This window comes from Lachnoclostridium phocaeense (assembly GCF_959599685.1).
In the GTDB taxonomy this organism is placed as follows: Bacteria; Bacillota; Clostridia; order Lachnospirales; family Lachnospiraceae; genus Claveliimonas; species Claveliimonas monacensis.
Map to the genome: position 1 here is coordinate 43,624 of NZ_CAUGIN010000002.1, position 21,800 is coordinate 65,423.

22 protein-coding genes and 1 tRNA gene are annotated in these 21,800 nt (G+C 51.5%); 3 read left to right on the plus strand and 20 right to left on the minus strand.

From position 1 onward, the window contains the following. Positions 1-2 precede the first annotated feature (2 nt). From Q5911_RS01105 to infC, 10 genes are all read right to left on the minus strand, one after another. On the minus strand, positions 3-752 hold the full coding sequence (locus Q5911_RS01105) for a gamma-glutamyl-gamma-aminobutyrate hydrolase family protein (protein WP_226393900.1): 750 nt from the start codon (positions 750-752) through the stop codon (positions 3-5). Further along, a complete protein-coding gene (locus Q5911_RS01110; RefSeq protein ID WP_076777717.1) occupies positions 745-2,130 on the minus strand; it encodes an APC family permease in 1,386 nt (461 codons plus the stop codon). Before Q5911_RS01110 ends, Q5911_RS01105 begins: the two co-directional genes overlap by 8 nt. 54 nt (positions 2,131-2,184) lie before the next feature. Further along, positions 2,185-3,957: an adenine deaminase gene (gene ade, locus Q5911_RS01115; protein ID WP_226393899.1), complete on the minus strand. Its 1,773-nt coding sequence runs from the start codon at positions 3,955-3,957 to the stop codon at positions 2,185-2,187. A 44-nt stretch (positions 3,958-4,001) separates the two neighbouring features. Continuing rightward, positions 4,002-5,327, minus strand: coding sequence for an NCS2 family permease (locus Q5911_RS01120; protein WP_076777719.1), 1,326 nt, complete (start codon positions 5,325-5,327; stop codon positions 4,002-4,004). Positions 5,328-5,425: 98 nt separating this feature from the next. Continuing rightward, positions 5,426-6,658, minus strand: a complete 1,233-nt coding sequence (locus Q5911_RS01125; RefSeq protein WP_303180296.1) for a Zn-dependent hydrolase — start codon at positions 6,656-6,658, stop codon at positions 5,426-5,428. Positions 6,659-6,746: 88 nt separating this feature from the next. Further along, positions 6,747-7,121 carry a zinc ribbon domain-containing protein gene (locus tag Q5911_RS01130; RefSeq protein ID WP_303180299.1) on the minus strand — a complete coding sequence of 125 codons (375 nt, stop codon included), beginning with the start codon at positions 7,119-7,121 and terminating at the stop codon, positions 6,747-6,749. A 111-nt stretch (positions 7,122-7,232) separates the two neighbouring features. Beyond that, positions 7,233-7,316: transfer RNA gene (locus tag Q5911_RS01135), tRNA-Leu, on the minus strand. 181 nt (positions 7,317-7,497) lie between these two features. Continuing rightward, a complete protein-coding gene (gene rplT / locus Q5911_RS01140; RefSeq protein ID WP_076777910.1) occupies positions 7,498-7,854 on the minus strand; it encodes a 50S ribosomal protein L20 in 357 nt (118 codons plus the stop codon). 31 nt (positions 7,855-7,885) lie between these two features. Further along, positions 7,886-8,083 carry a 50S ribosomal protein L35 gene (gene rpmI / locus Q5911_RS01145; protein WP_004840820.1) on the minus strand — a complete coding sequence of 66 codons (198 nt, stop codon included), beginning with the start codon at positions 8,081-8,083 and terminating at the stop codon, positions 7,886-7,888. 32 nt (positions 8,084-8,115) lie between these two features. Continuing rightward, positions 8,116-8,610 carry a translation initiation factor IF-3 gene (infC, locus tag Q5911_RS01150; RefSeq protein WP_033125376.1) on the minus strand — a complete coding sequence of 165 codons (495 nt, stop codon included), beginning with the start codon at positions 8,608-8,610 and terminating at the stop codon, positions 8,116-8,118. Positions 8,611-8,950: 340 nt separating this feature from the next. Here infC and Q5911_RS01155 point away from each other — a divergent pair, with 340 nt between their 5' ends. Next, entirely contained in the window at positions 8,951-10,306 is a 1,356-nt protein-coding gene (locus Q5911_RS01155; protein WP_076777911.1) for a sodium-dependent transporter, read from the plus strand. A 29-nt stretch (positions 10,307-10,335) separates the two neighbouring features. After that, a complete protein-coding gene (locus Q5911_RS01160; protein ID WP_076777912.1) occupies positions 10,336-10,809 on the plus strand; it encodes a YbaK/EbsC family protein in 474 nt (157 codons plus the stop codon). Positions 10,810-10,900: 91 nt separating this feature from the next. Here the strand turns inward: Q5911_RS01160 and Q5911_RS01165 are convergent, their stop codons facing one another. The 5 genes from Q5911_RS01165 to Q5911_RS01185 all read right to left on the minus strand — a co-directional run bounded on the left by Q5911_RS01165 (position 10,901) and on the right by Q5911_RS01185 (position 15,272). After that, positions 10,901-11,779 carry a serine hydrolase gene (locus Q5911_RS01165; RefSeq protein ID WP_303180315.1) on the minus strand — a complete coding sequence of 293 codons (879 nt, stop codon included), beginning with the start codon at positions 11,777-11,779 and terminating at the stop codon, positions 10,901-10,903. A gap of 163 nt (positions 11,780-11,942) precedes the next feature. Continuing rightward, the gene (locus Q5911_RS01170; RefSeq protein ID WP_303180318.1) at positions 11,943-13,175 is read right to left on the minus strand and encodes a sensor histidine kinase; all 1,233 of its coding nucleotides are present in this window, start codon (positions 13,173-13,175) and stop codon (positions 11,943-11,945) included. Continuing rightward, positions 13,168-13,383, minus strand: coding sequence for a winged helix-turn-helix domain-containing protein (locus Q5911_RS14770; protein WP_334307012.1), 216 nt, complete (start codon positions 13,381-13,383; stop codon positions 13,168-13,170). Before Q5911_RS14770 ends, Q5911_RS01170 begins: the two co-directional genes overlap by 8 nt. 256 nt (positions 13,384-13,639) lie before the next feature. Then, on the minus strand, positions 13,640-14,308 hold the full coding sequence (locus Q5911_RS01180; RefSeq protein WP_303180320.1) for a B3/B4 domain-containing protein: 669 nt from the start codon (positions 14,306-14,308) through the stop codon (positions 13,640-13,642). A 100-nt stretch (positions 14,309-14,408) separates the two neighbouring features. Beyond that, a complete protein-coding gene (locus Q5911_RS01185) occupies positions 14,409-15,272 on the minus strand; it encodes a DegV family protein (protein ID WP_076777917.1) in 864 nt (287 codons plus the stop codon). Positions 15,273-15,429: 157 nt separating this feature from the next. Here Q5911_RS01185 and Q5911_RS01190 point away from each other — a divergent pair, with 157 nt between their 5' ends. Further along, complete coding sequence (locus Q5911_RS01190) at positions 15,430-16,791, plus strand: spore germination protein (RefSeq protein ID WP_076777918.1); 1,362 nt, start codon at positions 15,430-15,432, stop codon at positions 16,789-16,791. Positions 16,792-16,796: 5 nt separating this feature from the next. Here the strand turns inward: Q5911_RS01190 and Q5911_RS01195 are convergent, their stop codons facing one another. The 5 genes from Q5911_RS01195 to Q5911_RS01215 form a co-directional block, all read right to left on the minus strand. Continuing rightward, positions 16,797-17,309, minus strand: a complete 513-nt coding sequence (locus tag Q5911_RS01195; RefSeq protein ID WP_076777919.1) for a deoxyuridine 5'-triphosphate nucleotidohydrolase — start codon at positions 17,307-17,309, stop codon at positions 16,797-16,799. Then, complete coding sequence (gene nrdG, locus Q5911_RS01200; RefSeq protein WP_076777920.1) at positions 17,302-17,790, minus strand: anaerobic ribonucleoside-triphosphate reductase activating protein; 489 nt, start codon at positions 17,788-17,790, stop codon at positions 17,302-17,304. Before nrdG ends, Q5911_RS01195 begins: the two co-directional genes overlap by 8 nt. Positions 17,791-17,794: 4 nt before the next feature. Then, on the minus strand, positions 17,795-19,927 hold the full coding sequence (gene nrdD / locus Q5911_RS01205) for an anaerobic ribonucleoside-triphosphate reductase (protein WP_076777921.1): 2,133 nt from the start codon (positions 19,925-19,927) through the stop codon (positions 17,795-17,797). A 220-nt stretch (positions 19,928-20,147) separates the two neighbouring features. Continuing rightward, positions 20,148-20,921, minus strand: a complete 774-nt coding sequence (locus Q5911_RS01210; protein ID WP_303180332.1) for an ABC transporter ATP-binding protein — start codon at positions 20,919-20,921, stop codon at positions 20,148-20,150. After that, positions 20,896-21,795, minus strand: a complete 900-nt coding sequence (locus tag Q5911_RS01215) for an ABC transporter permease (RefSeq protein WP_303180334.1) — start codon at positions 21,793-21,795, stop codon at positions 20,896-20,898. Before Q5911_RS01215 ends, Q5911_RS01210 begins: the two co-directional genes overlap by 26 nt. Between the last annotated feature and the right edge of the window lie 5 nt (positions 21,796-21,800).

Below are 21,800 nucleotides of genomic sequence, written 5' to 3' on the forward strand. Positions count from 1 at the left end.
TTTTACTGCTCGCTTTCTCCCTGGGAACATCTGCGCACCAGTTCCTTAAAAATGCCCAGCTGCTCCGCATTTCCACAGGAGGCCATCATCTCCGGGTGCCACTGCACGCCCATGATGAACTGGCCCTCCTCCATATACTCGGCAGCCTCCACAACACCGTCGGAAGCCACAGCCGTCACGGTCAGCTTTGGGGCCACGTCCTTGACAGCCTGGTGGTGCCAGGAATTGACAAATGTGCCGTCCGGCAGGAGACCATGGAGAACACTGTCCTCCTTGATCCGGATCTTGTGGGTACCCTGGTAGCGCTCCGTATTCTGGGTGTGCTTGATACAGTGCTCTCTCTGGGAGGGAATATCCTGGTAGAGAGTCCCTCCGAAGCAGATGTTGATGATCTGCAGTCCCTTGCAGATGCCAAGGACCGGTTTCTTCTGCTCCAGAGCCGCCCGAAAGAGCTCCATATCGTAGACATCGATCTCCCGCATGGAGTAACCCTGGCCCTGAATGCCCTCCTCTCCGTAGAGAATGGGGTCCACGTCCGCCCCTCCCGACAGGATGATGCCGTCGCAGAGCTGCGCGTGTGCGCGGATCACTTCCGGGTCATCGCTGACCGGCAGAAGCAGCGGGGTGCCCCCCGCCCGCTCCACGCTGGACGTGTAATCCGTGTGGATATACTGCCGCAGATTTCCTGTAAAAACTCCGTCATTTTCAATAGGGATCAAATTCCCCGATATTCCGATCACCGGCCTACGCATGTTCCTTCTCCTCCCCGCCGTATTTCTTTTTAAAGTAGAGATAGAAGAAGATGCCGATCACCGGAACGATCAGACCTGTCAGTGCTGTCACCGGATCTTCCATCAGATTGTTGATCATCAGCCCCACAAAGAGGATGACTGTGACGATGACAGATACCGGGTAGAGCCATACTTTGTAGGGTCTCTCCAGGTCCGGATACTTCCTCCTGTAGACAAATACCGCTGTCACTGCAAGACAGTTGAACAGCATACCGCAGAATACCACAAGAGATGTGAGCTGATCCAGGTTCCGCAGACACACAAGGATGATGGAAATAATCATCTGGGAGATCAGGCTTGCAGCCGGAACTCCGTTTTTATTCAGTGTGCCCAGCTTTTTGAAGAAGATCTTCTCAGCAGACATGGCATAGTAGATCCTTGAGAAGGCCAGCACCATGCCGTTCAGGCAGTTGAACATAGCCAGCAGCATGCCGATCAGCACGATAACCTTTCCGGCCACGCCGAAGAGCCGCTCGGCCACAGTCGTTCCCAGGTACAGGCTTCCGCTCTCGATCAGGCTCTTTGCTTCATCCAGCGGGATCACCCGCATCAGGGAATAGTTGAAAAGTGCATAGAAAATAGCCACGCCGCCGATGCCCAGGATAATGGCAAGGGGCAGATTTCTCTTTACATTCTTGATCTCCTCTGCCACAGCATTCAGGTTGGTCCAACCCTCATAGGCCCACAGTGACGCCACGGTGGCAAAGGCGATCATGCCAAAGACAGAGCCTGCCGTCAGCGGTGATCCGTCTGGCGCAGAGGCGGGAACCGGACTTAAATCCGGTGTCTGGTTTCCCAGCACAAGCGCTCCGATCATAATAATGAAGATCGGGAGCAGTTTTGCTACCATAAAAAATGTCTGCAGATTGGACGCCCCCTTGACTCCCCGCAGATTAAAGAGCGTAAGGAGCACGATCAGGGCAATAGCGATCAGTTTGATGTGAAGCTGGGTAAGCCCCGGGATAAAATCTACCAGGGCTGTGGGAATAGCCACGGCAATGGCTGCAATAGAGCCTGAGCTGGCCAGTATCCACTGGGTAAATCCATACATAAATCCCAGCACGGGATGGTAAGCCTTGCTCAGATACACCAGCTGGCCTCCCGCTTTCGGGTCAGAAGCTCCCAGCTCTGCAAAACAGAGGCCTCCAAGCAGGGACACAAGTCCTCCGAGGAGCCAGCAGATCAGGGCCAGTCCAAGGCTATAGCCCGACCTCTGGAGCACATAGGACCCCAGATAAAAGATACCGGAACCTATCATAATGCCACAGATGACGCTCATGCCGCCAAACAGGCCGATCTCTTTCTTAAATTCTCCGCTTCCGGATTTTTGCTGTTTCATAGTCGTCGATTCCTCCAATAACTATCATTCTCTATGTTATAAGGTACAGACTGATCACACAAACAGGGGGATCAGTTCTTTTTTCAGCACATCCACCATCCCAAGGTCAGACATCTTCACTTTCGGGATAACGGGAAGGGCCAGCGTCACAATACGAAGGAGCGGATTTTCCAGACCGGTAAGGCCCAGCTCCCTGTTGGCCTCCTTCATCAGCTGGCTGTCTTTTGCCAGCTCTGCTGCGTCTTTCAGGGAGATCAGCCCTGCAAGAGGCAGCTCCAGAACATGGAGCAGCCGACCATCCCTGACTGCACTCATACCGCCGCCGCACTGGATCAGAGCCTCTGCAGCCATAAGCGCATTCTCTGCCGTATCATAGACAACGGTCAGATTGTGGCTGTCGTGGGACACGGTGGATGCCAGGGCACCGCAGGTCGTTCCAAATCCCTTTACAATGCCAAGCCCAATGGTATCATGGCCTTTATGCCTGTTCACAACTGCCACGAACTTCAGGTCCTCTCCCTCCAGGCATACATACCCGTCTTTTACCGGGACTTCCGCAGTTGTCAGCACAGTGGAGGAGAGGAGAAGATCCGGGTACTCCATCACGTTGACTGTGACTGTACCGGTCTCCACCGGCGCCTTGATCCGGAAATCTTCCGCCTTCAGATCCTTCACATACATGGTATTGACCTTTTCCAGCGGATACTCTCTTGCTTCTATGGGCACAGTCATATGGCCTTTTTCTGCCACCAGCCTGCCACCGAAGAATACCAGGTCCGGTTTCAGCTCTTCCAGGTCGCCCACAAGGAGCATATCCGCCACATATCCCGGGGCAATGGCGCCCAGATTCTCAATATGGATCTCTCTTGCCGTGTTTAAAGTGGCGCTCTTGATCGCTGTCACCGGATCCATGCCGCTGCGGATGACTGTGCGAACCACATCATTCATATGTCCCACGTGAAGGATATCATCCGCCTCCCTGTCATCTGTGCATAGGCAGAAATGGTCATAGAACTTCACGCCTTTTACGCCTTCATAGATCTCCTCCACATTTTTCGTGATGGAGGATTCCCTGGCATCCACATACATGCCGCTTCGAAGCTTCTCCAGCGCCTCATTTCTCTCCCTGGACTCATGACAGGTATTGGGGCCGCCGCACAGATAGGCAGACAGCATCCTGCCGGACACAGAGGGCGCATGGCCTTGCAGATAAAGTCCTTTTTTGTCCATCACATCAATAATATCCATCATCCGGTCTTCCCCGTGGATCACTGCCAGGAAGTCCATCACCTCAGCAAGGCCGATCACACGGTCCATGGAAGCGAGTTCTTCTATCTCTTTTGCAAAGAACTCCGCGCCCGCATTTTCCAGCCCCGGAACCGCCGGTACACAGCTGGGTACATCGATAAGCTGCCTCATAGGCAGATCCTCTCCTGCCTCATGCATGTAGCGCACACCCTCCATGCCGCACACATTGGCAATCTCGTGGGGGTCTGTGACAACAGTCGTCGTGCCGTGGGGGATCACTCCCTTGGCAAAATTCCTGGGAGTCATCATGGAACTCTCAATGTGTTCATGGGCATCGATGAAGCCGGGGATCAGATATTTCCCTTCTCCGTCGATGACCTCATTTGCCTTGTCCAGTTCAGTACCGGGATTTTTGTATTCCACATGGGCGATCATCCCGTCATAGACGAACACGTCCGCCGGGTAGATCTCACCGGTGATCACATTGACAAGCTGTACATTTGTGATGGCGAGATCACTTCTGATCTCTCCCAGCGCTGCCTTGAGCAGCTGTTTTTTATCATTCGGTTGGATTTTCATTGTATACCGCCTTTCTGCAGACCCTCAGATCTGCCGGAACTATTTTATGAAAGGAAATACAGGATCAGCGGAATGCACAGAACATAAAGGAAAGGATGTACCTCTTTTGCTCTGCCTGTAAGCAGCTTGATGAGCCCGTGAGCGATGATGCCTGCAGAAATACCGCCTGCGATAGATCCTGTGAAGATCGTGAACATGATCATGACAAAAGGACCAAAGGCCTCAGTAAAATCAGAAAAGTCGATGTTCTGAATGCCCTGGATCATCAGGAATCCCACAAAGATCAGAGCCGGTCCTGTAGCCGCGTTGGGAATCATCAACACAAGAGGTGAAAGGAATACCATCAGCCCGAAAATGAGAGCTGTGATCACGCTGGCAAATCCGGTGCGTCCGCCCGCCTCTACGCCGGCGCTGGATTCTACAAAGGTGGTCACAACTGTGTTACCTGTACATGCACCCACGCAGGTACCGATAGCATCTACAAGGAACGGTTTCTGGATATTTGGCAGGTTTCCATTCTCATCCAGCATACCGGCCTTGGCTCCCACACCCAGAACAGTTCCCAGAGTGGAGAAGAAGTCACCGCAGAAGGAGACAAAGATCAGCGGGACGGCTGAGAAAGAAAGCACCTCTTTAAAGTCGAAGGCAAACATCAAGTTGCCCAGTCCGTCAAAATCCGGCACTTTTGCCAGTGTGTCCGGCACAGTCGTCACACCGAGAGGAATGCCAAGAAGAGTGACTGCCACAATACCGATCAGGATGGCTCCTGTCACTTTGCGGGCTGTCAGCACCGCAATCAGAATAAGTCCGAAAATTGCCAGATACACAGAGGGCTGCTTGAAATCCCCCTGGCTGATGCCGTCCGTAAATGTACCGATACCGCTGTTGTTAAATCCAAGGTAAGCGATATAGAAACCGATGGCTGTACTGATAGCGATCTTCAGGTTCTTTGGAATCGTTTTCACAATGAGATCACGAACGCCAAACACTGTAAGCAGCAGAAATATTAATCCTGATATCAGGATCAGAGACATGATGCCCCCAAAAGAGATCGCCCCTGCGATGAGCATTGCACCGAACATGGCGTTGTTTCCCATTCCGGTGGAAAGGGCAAAGGGCATGTTGGCATACAGGGCCATAAGCAGTGTGATGACAGCGCTGACAAGGGCACAGGTGACAAGGATCGCCTCCTTGGTGATCATCACCCCGTTGGTGTCAATGACATAGTCGGCATCCCCCACCATAAGGCTGGGCTGTACGACCAGAATGTACGCCATAGTCATGAATGTAGTGATACCAGCTATGGTTTCCACTTTGAAATTTGTTCCTCTCTCACTAAATTGAAAGAAACTGTTGATTTTTTCTTTCATTTGTTACCTCCTCTTACTCTTCTTTTCTGTAGTTTTATTTTATCCCCCGGCAGGGCCGTCCATACAGGCCCTGTCCGGAAGTTAAAATCATTCCTTTTTTACCGGGATGTGATCTCCCGGATCATCTCCATGAGCACCTGGGTTCCGGCCTCACAGTCTTCCATAGAAGTGAACTCTTCTTTCCGGTGAGAATATCCTCCCTGGGACGGCACAAAGATCATACTGACAGGACACAGCCCACCGAAATTCATGCTGTCATGCCCTGCACCGCTCATCAAGCGTCTGTGGGCGTATCCATACTGGTCGCAGATCTGCTCCATTCTCTCCTTCAGCCCGCTGTCACAAGGCACGCCGGGAAGAGACTGATCCAGTGCTCTTTTTATGCTGACCCGCTCCTGCTCTTCCAGCAGCTTTTCATATCGGCTCATCTCTTCCATGATATCCCGTATATCTTCATCTCGGACGCTGCGGATATCTAGTGAAAACTCCGTCTCCCCGCAGATGATATTGCAGGTTCCGGGCAGCACTTTGATGCGTCCCACCGTAGCCACACAGTCTTTCCGCTCCTTTGCAAGCTCTGTCGCCTTCAGTATCCATCTGCTCATGGCAGGAACCGGGTCAGACCGTTCGCTCATGGGAGTGGCTCCGGCGTGGGCGCTGCTCCCTGTGATGGTCACTGTGTACCGTTCCAGTCCTGCAATGCCTTCCACGATCCCGATCTGGCTGCCATTCTTTTCCAGGACCTGTCCCTGTTCAATGTGAAGCTCCAGCATAGCCTTTATCCTGTCCACCCTGCAGGTGTCCAGACTGTCGGGAGAAAGCCCGTATGCTCTCATGGCGTCGCCAAGAGAAATGCCGTCCGCGTCCACAGACGCCAGCCCCTCCGGCAGGACTCTCCCACAGATGGCTTTGCTCCCGATCATTCCGTATCCAAACCGGTTACCCTCCTCATCCTTAAAGCCGATCACCCACACAGGCACTTTCGGTTCATAGCCTTCCTCACACAGAGTCTGCACTGCCTCAATGGCTCCCAGAACCCCCAGGCATCCGTCAAATTTCCCTCCCTGCAGGACCGTATCATAGTGGGAGCCGGTCATCACCGGTGTCTGTCCCGCTGCCCCACTTCCGGCAGGCGTCCACTTTCCGATCAGGTTGCCCGCTCCGTCTCTCTCCACGTCCAGCCCTGCCTCTTCCATATAGCGGCAGATCAGCTTCTCTGCGCTTTTGTCCTCAGGGGTGAACGGGAAGCGGGTGACGCTGCCGTCCGCCCCGCTTCCGATCCTTCCCAACTCCATAATGTGATCCCACAATCTCTTTGTATTGATCTTCATAAGCCCTCTATCCGTTATATTGTTGGATTTCAACAAACATTTCCAAAATTAGACACTATTATATCATGGTTAGCCTTCCCGGTAAACCTTAAAATCTTCCACCGCATTTCGGGCAGAATGTAAAATCTTCATCTGTCGTATAGCCGCAGTTCGGACACCGTTTCATCTGTCCGCCCGGCCATCCTCCGGAAACCGGCTCCAGATCCTCCTGCCGGATCTCCAGCTCTTCACCCCTGGCGACCCGCCTGCCCACTTCCGAGTCCAGCCTGTACACCGTGCCGCAACAGCTTGTCTGTACAAAGTACTGTTTATTCCACTTAAAGCAGGGAATAAAAAACAGAGACAGTGCCGTGTATGTCATATACACCATATATCTCCCGTACTTTCCGCATCTGCTGCAGATAACCACCTGATTAAATTTCAGATCCTTTCTCCCGCTGGTGAGGCCTATGATAAAAAACATATTTTCACTTTCCTTCCTTATATTATAGGCGCCCGCTTTTATGGGGCATCCTCCTTCCGGCATTCGCCGCAAAAAAGAAAAAGCCTTGAAAACTCAAGGCTTCTCACTGAATGCGGAAGATGGGACTTGAACCCACACGACACGAATGTCACAAGATCCTTAGTCTTGCTCGTCTGCCAGTTCCGACACTTCCGCATGACTGCTTTATTTCGCTGTCCGAAAAGTATAATACTACAGGCCAGCCTGAATGTCAACAGTTATTTTTAAATTTTTTATATTTTTTGTAATATATATATTTTCAGAAATCCTTTGAAAATTCCCGCCCTTCTGCGGGGCGGAAATCTTCGGATTTCACATATACACTCACGGAGTGCTGTTACGCAATGCTCTTCTTAGCAGTCTCTGCCAGAGAAGCAAATCCTTCCTTGTCATTGACAGCCATCTCAGCCAGCATCTTTCTGTTGATGTCGATGTTAGCAACCTTAAGTCCGTGCATGAACTTGCTGTAGGAAAGTCCGTTCATTCTTGCAGCAGCGTTGATACGTGCGATCCACAGCTGACGCATCTGACGCTTGCGCTGTTTTCTGCCTGCATATGCAGATGTGAGTGCTCTCATGACAGACTGTTTTGCAACTCTGTACTGTTTGGAGCGGGCTCCTCTGTATCCTTTCGCCAGTTTTAATGTTCTGTTATGTTTCTTCTTAGCGTTTAAGCCGCCTTTAATTCTTGCCATGTCCTAATTCCTCCTTCAATCTTTCCCAATCTTACAGATATGGTAATACTTTCTTCATATTCTTTACATTGGTTGCATCTGTGATTGTAGCCTGTCTGAGATTTCTTTTTCTCTTTGTAGACTTCTTGGTTAAGATATGGCTCTTATAAGCTTTGTTTCTTTTCAGCTTTCCTGTACCTGTCTTTTTGAAGCGCTTTGCAGCAGCTCTATTTGTTTTAATTTTTGGCATGATGTTTTCCTCCTTAAAGATAAATAGTATTTTTAACGTTTTTCAGTTAAAACCATGCTCATATTTCTTCCTTCGAGTTTGGCCGGCTTTTCCACAACCGCCACGTCCGCAAGCATCTGAGCCACATCATCCAGGATGTGCTTGCTCTGCTGTACGTGAGCCATCTCTCTTCCGCGGAAACGGAGCGTAACCTTCACTTTATTTCCCTTGGTGAGGAATTTCTTCGCATTGTTCACCTTGGTGTTCAGGTCATTGGTGTCAATATTTGGTGAAAGACGCACTTCCTTCACTTCAACCGTTTTCTGTTTTTTTCTGGCTTCCTTTTCTTTTCTTGCCAGCTCATATTTATACTTGCCGTAGTCAATGATCTTGCATACCGGCGGCTGAGCTTTGGGAGCAATTTTGACCAGATCCAGCTGAGCCTCCTCTGCCAGCTTCATGGCTTCCCGGGCAGACATAATTCCAAGCTGCTCTCCCGCTTCGCTGATCACACGTACTTCCCTGTCTCTGATCTGTTCGTTAATCATTAAATCGCTAATTGTCGTGCACCTCCATCAAAAAAAATAAGCGAATAGTCCAGACTATCCACTTAATCTATTGCACAATACACCTCACATAGTGTATAATGTCTCAATATCAACCAGTAGTCACCCGCTTGTGCTACGGTGAGAGTGGATACTCTGCTTTGTTTTACACCTTACGCATCAATTAATTTATCACACTTTCATGGCCATGTCAACACTTTTCTTTTTTTCTCCCCCGTTTTCCCTTGCTAAATATCCCGGTATTCATTATAATAAGGCTTACACATGTCCAGAATATGTGAGAGTAAAAAGGATATCTATAAATATTGAGGAGGTTTTACAAATGAATAAGCGAAGCAGTTTTTCCGGCAAACTGGGCTTTGTGCTGGCCGCTGCCGGTTCTGCGGTAGGTCTTGGAAACATCTGGCGTTTCCCCTATCTTGCAGCACAGTACGGAGGAGGTACGTTCCTTCTTATCTATCTGATCATTGCAGTAACATTCGGATTTTCCCTTATGGTTGCAGAGATTGCCATCGGAAGAAAGACAGGCCTGTCGGCCATCGGTGCGTTCAAGGCTCTGGACTCCCGCTTCGGGTTCCTGGGAATCCTAGCGTCCGCCGTACCCATTATCATTCTTCCATATTATTCCGTCATCGGAGGATGGGTCATCAAATATTTTACCGTCTTCCTGACAGGCGGTGGCTCTGCGGCAGCCGCTGACGATTATTTTACCGGTTTCGTGGGAAGTACCTTCGAGCCTCTGGGCTGGTTCCTTCTCTTCCTCGGTGCAACAGCCATCATTGTTCTTTTAGGCGTGGAAAAAGGAATTGAGAAGGTGAGTAAATTCGCCATGCCTATCCTTGTCCTGCTGGCCATTGTCATCTCCATCTACTGTCTGACTCTGGACGGCGCCATGGACGGACTGGCCTATTACGTGCAGCCCCATATGGAAGACTTCTCCGTGAAGACCGTGCTTTCCGCCATGGGGCAGCTCTTCTACTCCATGTCCCTGGCTATGGGCATCATGGTCACATATGGTTCCTACATGCGAAAAGACACGAACCTGGAGAGCTCTGTGCGCCAGATCGAGATATTTGACACAGTCATCGCTTTCCTGGCTGGTCTTATGATCATCCCCGCCGTGTTTGTATTCTCCGGCGGTGATCCGAAGATCCTTCAGAGCGGCCCGAGCCTTATGTTCGTCATCCTCCCGAAGGTGTTCAGCAGCATGCCCATGGGCGGCGCCATCGGAGCTGCCTTCTTCCTGCTGGTTATCTTCGCGGCCCTGACCTCTTCCATCTCGCTGATGGAAACCATTGTATCCATCTTCCGGGATAAATTCCACTGGAGCAGGAAGAATGCATGTATCTTCGTGACAGTCCTGTCACTGGTACTTGGCATTCCGTCCTCCCTTGGATTCGGCCCGTTAGGCTTCATCACCTGGGCAAACATGACCATCCTGGATATCATGGACTTTGTAAGCAACAGCGTACTGATGCCAATCGTCGCTTTCTTCACCTGTATCTTCGTAGGATTCTTCATCGGACCAAAGGCGATCTCAGACGAAGTGAAAGTGACCAATGGAAAGTTTGTGGGAGAAAAGCTTTTCACTGTTATGATTAAATGGATCACACCGGTATTTCTCCTGCTGATTCTTGGAAGCTCCGTGGCCAACTCCATGGGCTGGTTCAAACTGTAAATGTAAATTAAGAAAGGTCGTAGATAAACATGTCTATCGAAAAAGTCAGATCCTACTTCCGCCAGTGGCCCGGCATGGAGGAAAAGATCCTGGAATTCCCGGTCTCCAGCGCCACTGTGGCCGAGGCTGCCAAAGCGGTGGGAACCGAGGAGAGGCGGATTGCCAAGACACTGTCCTTTATACTGGATGACGGTCCCATCCTGGTAGTGGCAGCCGGGGACGCCAAGATCGACAACAAGAAGTTTAAAGCCACCTTCCACAAAAAGGCTACCATGCTGAAGGTGGATGAGCTGACAGAACTGGTCGGACATCCCGTGGGCGGTGTTTGCCCCTTCGGGATCAAAGAGGGCGTGAAGGTCTATCTGGACCAGTCGCTCAGGCGGTTTCCCACCGTCTTTCCTGCCTGCGGCAGCGCCAACAGCGCCATTGAACTGACCATCCCGGAGCTGGAGACCTACTCCCGCTTCGAGGAATGGGTAGATGTGTGCAAGATACCGGAATAAAAAATATCGGAATAAAGGGAACAGCCCTGCCGTGAGTTCACATGGCAGGGCTGCTTTTTGCCGCATTTCCATTCCCGACAGATATCTGTGGTCAGTTCAGGCATTCGTATACCATCGCCGATATTTCCTGTATCGTGCTGACCGCAGCTTCAGAATCCACAATATCCTCAGACATAACGCAAAGGATATAGTCTGTTTTCTCTCCAAAGACAATGGCCGCGTCGTGCTGCACCTCATCTGTCTCCCCGGTCTTGTTGGCCGTCTCCACTCCCCCTGGCACACCGGCAGGTATCTTGCTCGTAGACTGCTGGCCTCTGAGCAGTTCCAGCATCGCCTCCGATGCACTTTCGGACACACATGTGCCTTCATACACGGCTTCGAGGAGCGTCCCACAGTCCTCCACACAGGTATAGTTGCTTGTATCTTCCGTCGCCTGGGACGGGGTACTGGAAGGGCTGAGCGTGTGGAAGATCCCCGTATTCCTGTACACACTCTCCTCTATATATTCCTCCACCACAGTGCAGCCCTCAGTAAAGCTGCGGCTTGCACTGTGCATGCGAACAAGCTCATTGTAGGACTCGTTGTCCGACACAGTGATCATATTCGTGAGCAGCTCATCCACCTTACTGCTGCTCTCCTCTGTGGACCCTGAATAGGCGCTGTCATTTTCCAGTATCAGATCCATGTGCTCATAGCAGCTCTCCATGACAAAAAGTTTGATCAGGCTGGCTGCGTAGAGCGGCTGACTGTTAACAGACAGCACACTGCCTGTCAGAAGGTCCTTGATATAAATACTCCATGTCCCGTCTGCATTCCCTGTCAGCTCTACCAGATCATCGTCCAGCTCATCAAGTGCTTCCTGCACCTCCCGGGCCGCTTCTTCATCCTCATCGGCTGTGTCTATGACCAGAGCCTGGGCCTCATCCCCCTTATCCCCGCTTCCCTCTCCCGCTGCTTTCCGGCAGTTCATGAGCAGAGCAGCGCAGGACAGACAGAGAACTCCCAGCGCCGCACGCGCACTTTTTTTCTCCCTTTTCTTCCTGACACATATCTTCTGTATCCCTTTTTTCTTCTTTTCATAATAAAACAGCTCCTTTAAACTAACGTCTCTCCTGTAGTTTAAAGGAACTGCCTTAAACAGACCTAAAAAGAAGCACAGTGACCGTAAGATCTCTTCCCGTCTCAGTGGAAGCCCATATCTTTCCCCTGTGCGCCGTCACCACAGCCCTGGCAATGGACAGCCCTAAGCCATGTCCTCCTGTCTCGGAATTTCTGGAGCTGTCCGTGCGGTAAAACCGGTCGAACAGCCGTGCTAGCTGTTCTCTGTCAATATGCTCCACCGTATTGGACACGCGGATCCGAACCGCCTTTCCTTCCTTTCCAAGCGAGAAGGAGATTTCACCCTCCGGGGCTGAATATTTGACAGCGTTGTCCAGAAGGATGGCGAAAAGCCTTCGGATTTCCCCTGCTCCCCCACAGTAGCTCACCATGGGCTCTATCCTTGACCGGAATTTTTTCTCCTGGGCTATTGCCAGTGCGCCGAAAGAATCCGTCACCTCTTCCGCTACCTCTGAGATAGAAAAATCCGCCCTCACAAAATGTTCTCCCCTCTCCTCTGTCCGGGACAGATAGATCAGATCCTCCGTCAATTCCCGCAGATACCTTGTCTGCCGCTTTATATCCTGCAGCCACTCATTCTCTCCCAGCTCCATTTCCATCACCGCCGCATCCGCATCGATGATGGTCAGAGGTGTCTTCAGCTCGTGCCCCGCATCCGTGATAAAGCGTTTCTGCTTTTCATAGTTTTCCACAAAAGGCCGGACGATGCGCCCGGAAGCAAGAAGGATGAGCAGTGATACAGCCGCCACCCCCATGACCGATACCAGGATACTTGTAAAAAAGAAATTTCGAAATGTTGTTAGGCTGCGGGTGCAGTCCAGGAAAATGATCAGGATATCATCTCCCCCCACACTCTCGCACCTGTATCTGTAATCATCGAGGAACCCCTCCTTGCGGCCTGTATCCAGCGCCTTCCCGGCGTAGACCTCCGCATCAGCAGCGTCCACCGCTGCGATCCTCTCCGTGTCTGTCGCGAGTATATCGCCATTCTTCCCGACTGTCACTGTAAAAAATCTCGTCTCATAGGGCGTCTCCGGAGAGATCCCCGGACGCCTCTGCCTGCTTCCACGCACTCCGTCATCAGGGAAGTCACCCTGATGTTCTGCCAGCAGATCCAGAACATACCCGGCATCCCGTATCACATTGTGATAATTCACCCCGTTAACGATTCCAAGTATGACCGTCAGTACTATGGCCATCGCTCCCACTGCTGCCGCTGTAAATTTGATCCGAAGCCTTCTAATCATCTCCACCCTCCCCGATTTCCAGAGAGTATCCGGCATTTCTGCTGGCTCTTATCCGAACGTTCGCTCTGAGAGCCGCCAGTTTTTTCCTTAAATACGAGATATAGGCCCAAACCACGCTGACCTGTGCCTCGCTGTCATACCCCCATATCTTCTCCAGCATATGCTCGGAGGTAATGAGGTGTCTTGGATTACTCATCAAAAGCTCCATTACCTGGAATTCCTTGTTCGTGAGCTGACATCTCCCCCCGACTGAGGAGAGCTCCATAGCCGCCCGGTCAAGAGTGACATTTCCCAGGCGAAGAAGAGAGGAGGATGCTGTCGTCCATCATACACCACATCTGCTGAATATCCATTTTTCTCCAGGATCACAAGAAGTGCCCTGGAAAGGGATCTCTCATCCTCTGCTATCAATATACGCATATACAACCATCGCTCCTGTCCCGACTGCTGATCAACATAGCCGCCTACTTTGCGATCCAGCTCTCCATGTCTGTCGCGCCCGCATATTTCTCCAGATATTTCTTTCCGTACTCCAGCGCCTTCTCCAGCTCATCTCCCGGGGAGAAGCAATAGATCAGGGTCAGCACCTCCCTCGCCTCATCCGTGATCATGGCACGCTCGGAGTCGCTTGTGGAGCTCCCGATGGCGCCTTTTTCGTCAGCCAGCACCGGCAGATGCTCAATATTGATCTCGTCCTTTCCGATGCCCTTGTAGGTCTCCCCCTCCCGGCCAATACGGAAAACAAGGTCCTCCCCTATATTGGCTGTGTCGTAGGATCCCACGGAAAATCCGGACTCGATGGAGATCAGATTATTCACGTCCACGACCGTGTTGACTTCGTACAGTCCCTTGCCCTGGCCGATCCTGCGGATCAGCGCCTCGGAGGAAACCCGGTACCGGCTCGGATCCTTTCCAAAGGCTTTGTAGGCTGCCCTGGATTCCTTGATATTGGGGATCTCCGTCACACCGAAGTCAAAGATGGCGTCCTTGGTCTTCTTAAAGATCTCTTTCTTCAGATAGGCCCACATTTCCTCATTCTTTTTTTCCACTTTCACTTTATATTGAAGGCAGCCCACTCTCGTGTCCGGCCATTTGGCCTTCATCTCCTCATCGATCGACAGTTGTTTTCTCATATCGCTTTGTCTCCTTTCCCTGTTCGGGCCTGTTGTGCCAAAAAAGGCCGGGGCCCGCTTTTTTGGTCCCCGGCCTCTGTCCGCAAGGCCTGCCATATGCCTAGCGCTTGTTTCCCATACAGAACACGGCCACAACACCGGGGCCTGTGTGGCTTCCGATGACTGTGCCGATATTGTTGATCAGAATGTTGTCAATGCCCATCTTCTCCCGTACAAGGCCGGCCACGTACTCGGCATCCTCGATGCAGTCTCCGTGGGTGATCATGATGATATCATTGTCCCAGCCTTCTGACTGCTCCACAGCCATGTCCACGATCTTATTCAGAGATTTCTTACGTCCTCTCTCCTTTCCGACAACCTGCAGCTTGCCGTTGTCATCCATGTGGATGATAGGCTTGATCTTCACCATGGTACCCACCACAGCAGTAGCCTTGGAGACACGTCCGCCTCTGTGCAGATGATTCAGATCGTCCACCGTCACATCATGGCAGATATGAAGCTTGTTCTCCTCCACCCAGGCCGCTGTCTCCTCAATGGTCTTTCCCGCCTCCTTCTGCTGAAGGGCCTTGTAGAGAAGAAGCGCCTCACCCAGGCAGGCACACAGAGTATCAATGACAATGATCTTTGCCTCCGGATACTCCTCCTTCAGCTCCTCCCCTGCGATCTTCATACTGTTGCATGTCCCGGAAAGGCCGGATGAAAAAGCGAGATGCAGGATGTCCTTCCCCTCCTTCAGGAAAGGCTCCAGAGCCGCCCTGGCTTCCTCGGGGTTCACCTGGGAAGTGACGGACATTTTCCCTTCTCTCAGTTTGTCGAAAAATTCTTTGGCAGTCAGACCGCTCATATCTTCATAGGTCTGTCCGTCTATTGTATATCTCAGAGGAACAACCGGAACATTCCTCTCTTCCAGCCATTCCTTCGGCAGGTCCACCGTACTGTTCACAGTAATCACATAATCCCTCATGGTCTTATACCTCCTATTCATCCTAATATATTAATCATAACATTTTTTATATAGTAAGGCAAAGCCTTTTGACTTCCCATGCATATTTCGCACCATTCCGGGCAGATTATTTTTATCGAAAAGTACTGTATAAGCGTGGATATGGAGGAATAAATTTATGCCGGATACAAGAATTGTGACCGCATCAGTCAAAGAAAATGTGGCATACATGAACCAGGTCCTGCCTGTGAAAGAAAGTTTTGATCTTATAGAGCGGGATATTATGATAGGAGAACGGGAAGCATCTTTTTTCTTTATAGACGGTTTTATGAAAGATGAGATCATGCTGAAGGTCATGGACTCTTTTCTGAAGGTCAGAAAGGAAGACATGCCGGCAAGCGCCACCGGATTTGCCCGGCAGTGCCTGCCTTATGTGGAGGTGGACACCATCAGCGATTTCGACCAGGTCCTGCGGAACCTTCTCTCCGGCACAACCTGCCTTTTCATAGATGGCTATGAAACCTGCATCGTCATCGACTGCCGCACCTACCCCGCCAGAAGCGTGGGGGAGCCGGAAAAGGATAAATCCCTCCGGGGTTCCAGGGACGGGTTCGTGGAGACCATCGTCTTCAACACAGCCCTGATCCGCAGAAGGATCCGTGACCCGCACCTTGTCATGCAGATGATGGAGATCGGAGACAGTTCCCGGACGGACGTGGCCCTGTGCTATATGTCAGACCGGGCCGACAAAGCTCTCCTTAAAAACGCAGAAAACAGGCTCCGGTCCATCCGCACAGGAGACCTGCGCATGAACCAGCAGAGCCTGGCTGAGCAGCTTTTTAAAAGGAAGTGGTTCAATCCCTTTCCAAAGTTCAAGTTCACAGAGCGTCCGGACACGGCGGCAGCCTGCCTTCTGGAGGGAAAAGTGGTGATCCTTGTGGATAATTCCCCCTCCGCCATGATCCTGCCCACTTCCATCCTGGATATCATCGAGGAGGCGAACGACTACTATTTCCCGACTCTGACCCAGATTTATCTGAAGCTTTCCAGGAGCCTCATCACGTTTCTGACCGTGTTTCTCACGCCAGTGTTTCTGCTTTTTATGCAGAACCTGGAATGGCTGCCGGATATGTTCCGGTTTGTGGCTCTGCGGGACACGGTCAACATCCCCCTTGTGCTCCAGTTTCTCCTGCTGGAAATGGCCATCGACGGCCTGCGCCTGGCGGCGCTGAATACGCCCAGTATGCTTAGCACCCCCTTAAGTGTCATCGCCGGTATTGTCATGGGAGAATTTTCTGTTCAGTCCGGCTGGTTCAACTCAGAGGTCATGCTGTATATGGCATTTGTGGCTGTAGCCAATTATACCCAGCCCAATTTTGAGCTGGGTTATGCACTAAAGTTCATGCGTCTTCTTCTCCTTATACTGACAGCTCTCTTCAACTGGATCGGGTTTGCCGCAGGCTGCGTCATCATCATCTGCAGCATCTGCTTCAACAAAACCCTCTCCGGCCGGAGCTATCTGAACATCAAGCTGAACTGACGAGACTAATTCGTGCTGCCAAATCCACCATTGCGGATACCCTCCGCCTGGTCGTCCACCGTGATGCCGTACTCCACGAAGATCCCCTGCATGAAGCCTGTCCCCGCCGGGATCTCCACTGTTTTACCCTCGTTGGTGTCGTTGGTGATCTTGGCAAAGATGTGGCCCTCATTGTCTGAGTAGAAGTAATCGCTGTCTATGATACCCACCGTGTTGTTGAGCTGCAGCCGGTACTTGAAACCAAGGCCGCTTCTCGGGTAGCATTTCAGCACCCACTCCTCCTCCATTTCCACCCGGATGCCGGTAGGGATCTTCACCGTCTCCCCCGGCTTAAGGGTAAAGGCTGCAGGTGCGAAAAAATCGTACCCTGCAGAGCCCTTTGTGGCTCTGGCAGGCAGCCGGATGCCGTCGTAGATCTCCTGGATACGGCTCTTATCTTCCGGTCCGAATGTATCTGTCCACCCTTCCTGGAACTGTTCAAAGCTTACTTTGTGAAATTTTGCAATCCTCTTAGCCATGTAAAATCATCCTCCCTGTCCTGACTGTTTCCGGCACATCGATCACCTGCTGGTTGGCGCTGCCCCTCCAGGGCAGGGATGTGTCTTTTCTCTCTTCCTCAAATTCTCCGTCTACCAGCACATCCACATACTGCATCACTTCCAGGTCTTTCACTTCCTGCCAGGTGCTTCCTGTGTAGAGCCAGATGGTCTTGTCCGGATATTTCTCCCGGATCTGCGCCGCAAGGGCTGTCACTCCCTCCAGATTGGCCGGGTGGAGCGGATCTCCCCCGGAAAAGGTGATGCCGCTGACATAGTCTTTGTCAAGCTCCCGGAATATCTCCTGCCGGGCCTCCTCCTCAAAGGGAAGCCCTCCTGCCGGGTCCCAGGTAACAGGGTTGTGGCATCCGGGGCAGGCGTGGGAGCATCCGGCCACCCAGAGCACTACCCGGAGGCCGTCCCCGTTGAGCATATCGTCTTTCGTAATATTGTGGTATCTCATTGTCCTACATGCTCTTCCTTTCTGCGATCTCCGCCATCTTGGCCTCATTGAGCCTTGTATCCCCTTTGACTCTGGAGTAGGACAGATAGCCGTTCATGCGGTCGATCTTTGTCAGATTTGTACTTCCGCACACCGGGCACACATCCATGGACAGCTCCTCGTGTCCGCAGTCATCGCAGTAGGCAAGAGACAGATTGACCCCCTCGTAATAGCCTTTTGCCATGGCCCGGCGCACCAGGGAACGGATGGCTTCTTTATTATAATTGACCGGGTATTTCACATACTGGATCTTTCCGCCGTTGCTTAAATCCCAGAACCTTCCTTCCAGGTCCTGCTTCTGGATAGGCGTGATGTCCTCGGTGACATGACAGTGGAAGCTGTTGCTCACGTACTCCCGGTCCGATACATTCTCTATGATACCATATTTTTTCCGGAACTGCTGCACCTGCACGCCGCAAAGGTTCTCCGCCGGTGTCCCGTAAATGGCGTAGAGACGTCCGTCCTCTTTCTTGAACTCATTCACCCTGTCATTGATATACTGGAGTGTCTCCAGGGCAAACTGCCCGTCCTCCACAAGAGATTTCTTGTTGTGGAGCTGCTGCAGCTCATTCAGTGCCGTGATGCCAAAAGAGGCTGTGGCCGACTTAAGAAGCGGCTTGATCTTGTCGTACAGTCCCAGGTGGCCGCCGTAGAAACCGCCCTCGCAGTAGGCCAGAGGGTTGGTGGAGGCTTTCATCTCTCCAAGGTAGTCGTAGGTCCGCAGGTGAAGCTGGCGAATCAGGTTCAGATAGTAGTCCAGCACCTCATGGAAATCCCGGCTCTCCTGCTTCGCCTTTGCGTAAATCATCGGCAGATGAAGGCTGATGGCACCGATATTGAACCTTCCCACAAAGACCGGTTCGTCCTTCTCGTCCGCCGGCTCCATGCCGCCGCGCTCATACCAGGGTGACAGAAATGCCCGGCATCCCATGGGGCTGATAATTTTTCCATACTTTTTGTACATGCTGGCCACATAGCCTTCTCCGGTAAGACTAAGCCAATCCGGGTACATGGTCTTTGCAGAGCAGTCGATCCCCGCCTCGAACACATCCTCCATCTCCCCGCCGGGACCGTGGAGTTTTTCGTCGTAGAGGAACACGATCTTGGGGAAGAGCACAGGCTTTTTGTGTCCTTCTTTTCCCTGTCCGTTTTTCCGCACTTCCAGCATCTTCATAGTCACAAGTTTTCCGTATTTACTGGGAACCGTTCCCGCTGTCACAGTGATAAAAGGATAGTCTCCCCGGCTGGAGGAGACGGAGTTGAACTTGTACTCCCATCCCTGGAAGCCCTGCTCCATCTCCTTTTCCAGATCTGCCCAGGCCACCTTCTGCACGGTCTCCTCGTCCAGACCCAGATCTCTGTATTTCTTGATAAGTCTCTCGTGGGATTTTCTGGCAAATGGCTCCAGTATATCATCCACACTGGGCACTGTAAAACCGCCGTACTGCTGGCTGGCCGCGCTCAGGACAATGTCCCCGATGACGTCAAAGGCTGTGTCCAGCGTCTTTGGTTCATTGTACCACAGGTTCCCCATCTCAAATCCCCCTGTGAGCACGGACTTCACGTCAAAGAGGCAGCAATTCATGGTATCTCTCCTGGCCGACATGTCGTGGATGTAGATGTAGCCATCCCGGATGGCCTGTATCTCCTCCACGGTCAGGAAAAATTTCTTGTACAGCTCCTTGTTCAGCTCGTTGAAAATAAGGCTCCTCTTTGTGGATACAAGGGCGCTGTCCGTGTTGCTGTTCTCCTTGTCCCCGATATACATGATGGACTGGCTCTTCTTGTACACGTCATCCAGCATCTGGACAAAATCCTGCTTGTAGTTCCTGTAATCCCGGTAGCTCTTTGCCACCACGGGATTCACCTTCTCAAGGGCTCCCTCCACCACATTGTGCATCTGGGATATGGGCACTTCCGTAATGTCCAGATCATCCACTTTCTCCTCCACGAACCGGCAGATGAACTTCAGCTCCTCATCTGTAAATTTAATGAGAGCGCGGTAGGCAGATTTGTTGACTGCCACCACTACTTTCTGGACGTTAAAGGATTCCTTTGTACCGTCCTTTTTTACTACTTTCACGTTGTCTTTTCTCATAAAACCTGTTTCTCCTTTATGGACACACCATCTTTCGCGCATCCCCACATGCGCTATATTTAGTGTTTGTATTTTATATTTTCACAATATGCTGTGCAAAAATGTCTTATCTATATTACCATCCCGCATCTGTCCCCGTCAATGAAATACCGTGAAAATATTTCACAAAAAAAGAGCCTCTGAAGGCTCTTATTTTTGTATACTTATATGAGACTGTTTTTCAATTTCCACACTCAATACTGATCTCATTGAACAGCTTCAGGATTTCATCCACGGAAACCTTCTGCTTCTCCTCCCCCTTCATGTCCAGGACGATACCTCCCTGGTGCATCATGAGGAGTCTGTCGCCGTACTCCGTTGCGTACCTGAGATTATGGGTAACCATGATGGTAGTCAGCTTCTTTTCCTTCACAATCTTATCTGTCAACTCCATGATCAGCTCCGCCGTCTTTGGATCCAGGGCCGCTGTATGTTCATCCAGGATCAAAAATTCAATGGGCGTCATGGTTGACATGAGAAGAGCCATGGCCTGCCGCTGCCCGCCGGAGAGGGAGCCTACTTTGATGTCCAGTTTGTCTTCCAGTCCCAGCCCAAGCTGAGAGAGGTTCTCCCGGTAATAGGAGATCCTGGCTTTGCTGGTCCCTCTGCCAAAGCCATAGACCTTTCCCTTGTTGTCCGCCAGGGACATGTTCTCCAGTATGGTCATAGAGGGACAGGTGCCCATGGCAGGGTTCTGGTATACACGTCCGATCCGGCGGTTACGCCGGAACTCTTTCTCCTTTGTAATGTCCGTGCCGTTGATATATATTTTCCCGGCCTCCACCGGGATACTGCCGCAGATGATGTTCAGCATGGACGTCTTTCCAGAGCCGTTGCTGCCCACTACAGACACGAACTCCCCGTCCTCCACTTTCAGATCAAAATTCTGAAACAGGCACATCTCATTGACAGTGCCGGGGTTGTAATACTTATGAATTCCTTTCAGTTCCAGCATCTGTCTTCACCTTCTTTCTTCTCTCCATGCTGATAATCAGAATAACAAGGAACAATACCGCTGTGATCAGCTTCATGGCCTGGGGCTGGAAATTGCGAATGGCCACAGCCACACAGGCTTTGTAGATCACGGATCCGATGAGCACCGCCGTGGTAGCCTGCATAATGGTGATCTTTCTGAAAAGGCTGGTTCCTATGATCACGCTGGCAAGTCCGATGACGATGGCGCCCGTTCCCATGGATATCTCAAACACCCGCTCCTCCTGGCAGAAAGCGCTTCCCGCCAGAGCCACCAGTCCGTTGGCAATGGCAAGACCCACGATCTTCACATTGCCCTGATCTTTTGCCAGGGAAGTGACAAGCACCGGATTGTCTCCCACCGCCCGCAGCAGATAACCGGATTTTGTCTTCAGATAGAGATCCAGCAGCACCTTGGCGATCACTGTCAGAATCAGGATAATGATCAATGTGGTATAACCCGAGAGATCCTCCGGCACGATCCCATCCAGCCAGTCATTTTTAAAGATGCTGTCCTGGGAGAACAGCGGCACGTTGGATGTGCCCGCTATATACAGATTGATGGTCCACAGTGCGGTCATCATGATGATCCCGGACAGCAGATCCCTTACTTTCCCTTTTACGTGGATCAGCCCTGTACAGATCCCTGCCAGGGCCCCCGCTCCAAAGGAGGCCAGCAGGCTCAGATAGGGATTGATGCCGTTTGTGATAAGGAGGGCTGTCACAGCTCCCCCGAGCGGGAAGCTGCCGTCCACTGTCAGATCCGGGAAATCCAGTATTTTATATGTGATGTATACACCCAGGGCCAGGATCCCGTAGATCAGTCCCTGCTCCAGTATTGTTATGATAAAATCCATGAAAA

Excerpts from the sequence above, each read along its gene's own strand:
- Q5911_RS01170 (WP_303180318.1), bottom strand. The coding sequence starts at position 13,175 with ATGATTAGAAGGCTTCGGATCAAATTTACAGCGGCAGCAGTGGGAGCG.
- Q5911_RS01155 (WP_076777911.1), top strand. The coding sequence starts at position 8,951 with ATGAATAAGCGAAGCAGTTTTTCCGGCAAACTGGGCTTTGTGCTGGCC.
- Q5911_RS01210 (WP_303180332.1), bottom strand. The coding sequence starts at position 20,921 with ATGCTGGAACTGAAAGGAATTCATAAGTATTACAACCCCGGCACTGTC.
- Q5911_RS01160 (WP_076777912.1), top strand. The coding sequence starts at position 10,336 with ATGTCTATCGAAAAAGTCAGATCCTACTTCCGCCAGTGGCCCGGCATG.
- Q5911_RS01215 (WP_303180334.1), bottom strand. The coding sequence starts at position 21,795 with ATGGATTTTATCATAACAATACTGGAGCAGGGACTGATCTACGGGATC.
- Q5911_RS01195 (WP_076777919.1), bottom strand. The coding sequence starts at position 17,309 with ATGGCTAAGAGGATTGCAAAATTTCACAAAGTAAGCTTTGAACAGTTC.
- nrdG (WP_076777920.1), bottom strand. The coding sequence starts at position 17,790 with ATGAGATACCACAATATTACGAAAGACGATATGCTCAACGGGGACGGC.
- Q5911_RS14770 (WP_334307012.1), bottom strand. The coding sequence starts at position 13,383 with ATGGAGCTTTTGATGAGTAATCCAAGACACCTCATTACCTCCGAGCAT.
- Q5911_RS01185 (WP_076777917.1), bottom strand. The coding sequence starts at position 15,272 with ATGAGGGATTATGTGATTACTGTGAACAGTACGGTGGACCTGCCGAAG.
- Q5911_RS01125 (WP_303180296.1), bottom strand. The coding sequence starts at position 6,658 with ATGAAGATCAATACAAAGAGATTGTGGGATCACATTATGGAGTTGGGA.
- Q5911_RS01110 (WP_076777717.1), bottom strand. The coding sequence starts at position 2,130 with ATGAAACAGCAAAAATCCGGAAGCGGAGAATTTAAGAAAGAGATCGGC.
- Q5911_RS01190 (WP_076777918.1), top strand. The coding sequence starts at position 15,430 with ATGCCGGATACAAGAATTGTGACCGCATCAGTCAAAGAAAATGTGGCA.
- Q5911_RS01165 (WP_303180315.1), bottom strand. The coding sequence starts at position 11,779 with ATGAACTGCCGGAAAGCAGCGGGAGAGGGAAGCGGGGATAAGGGGGAT.
- infC (WP_033125376.1), bottom strand. The coding sequence starts at position 8,610 with ATGATTAACGAACAGATCAGAGACAGGGAAGTACGTGTGATCAGCGAA.
- Q5911_RS01105 (WP_226393900.1), bottom strand. The coding sequence starts at position 752 with ATGCGTAGGCCGGTGATCGGAATATCGGGGAATTTGATCCCTATTGAA.
- Q5911_RS01180 (WP_303180320.1), bottom strand. The coding sequence starts at position 14,308 with ATGAGAAAACAACTGTCGATCGATGAGGAGATGAAGGCCAAATGGCCG.
- rpmI (WP_004840820.1), bottom strand. The coding sequence starts at position 8,083 with ATGCCAAAAATTAAAACAAATAGAGCTGCTGCAAAGCGCTTCAAAAAG.
- Q5911_RS01130 (WP_303180299.1), bottom strand. The coding sequence starts at position 7,121 with ATGTTTTTTATCATAGGCCTCACCAGCGGGAGAAAGGATCTGAAATTT.
- rplT (WP_076777910.1), bottom strand. The coding sequence starts at position 7,854 with ATGGCAAGAATTAAAGGCGGCTTAAACGCTAAGAAGAAACATAACAGA.
- ade (WP_226393899.1), bottom strand. The coding sequence starts at position 3,957 with ATGAAAATCCAACCGAATGATAAAAAACAGCTGCTCAAGGCAGCGCTG.
- Q5911_RS01120 (WP_076777719.1), bottom strand. The coding sequence starts at position 5,327 with ATGAAAGAAAAAATCAACAGTTTCTTTCAATTTAGTGAGAGAGGAACA.
- nrdD (WP_076777921.1), bottom strand. The coding sequence starts at position 19,927 with ATGAGAAAAGACAACGTGAAAGTAGTAAAAAAGGACGGTACAAAGGAA.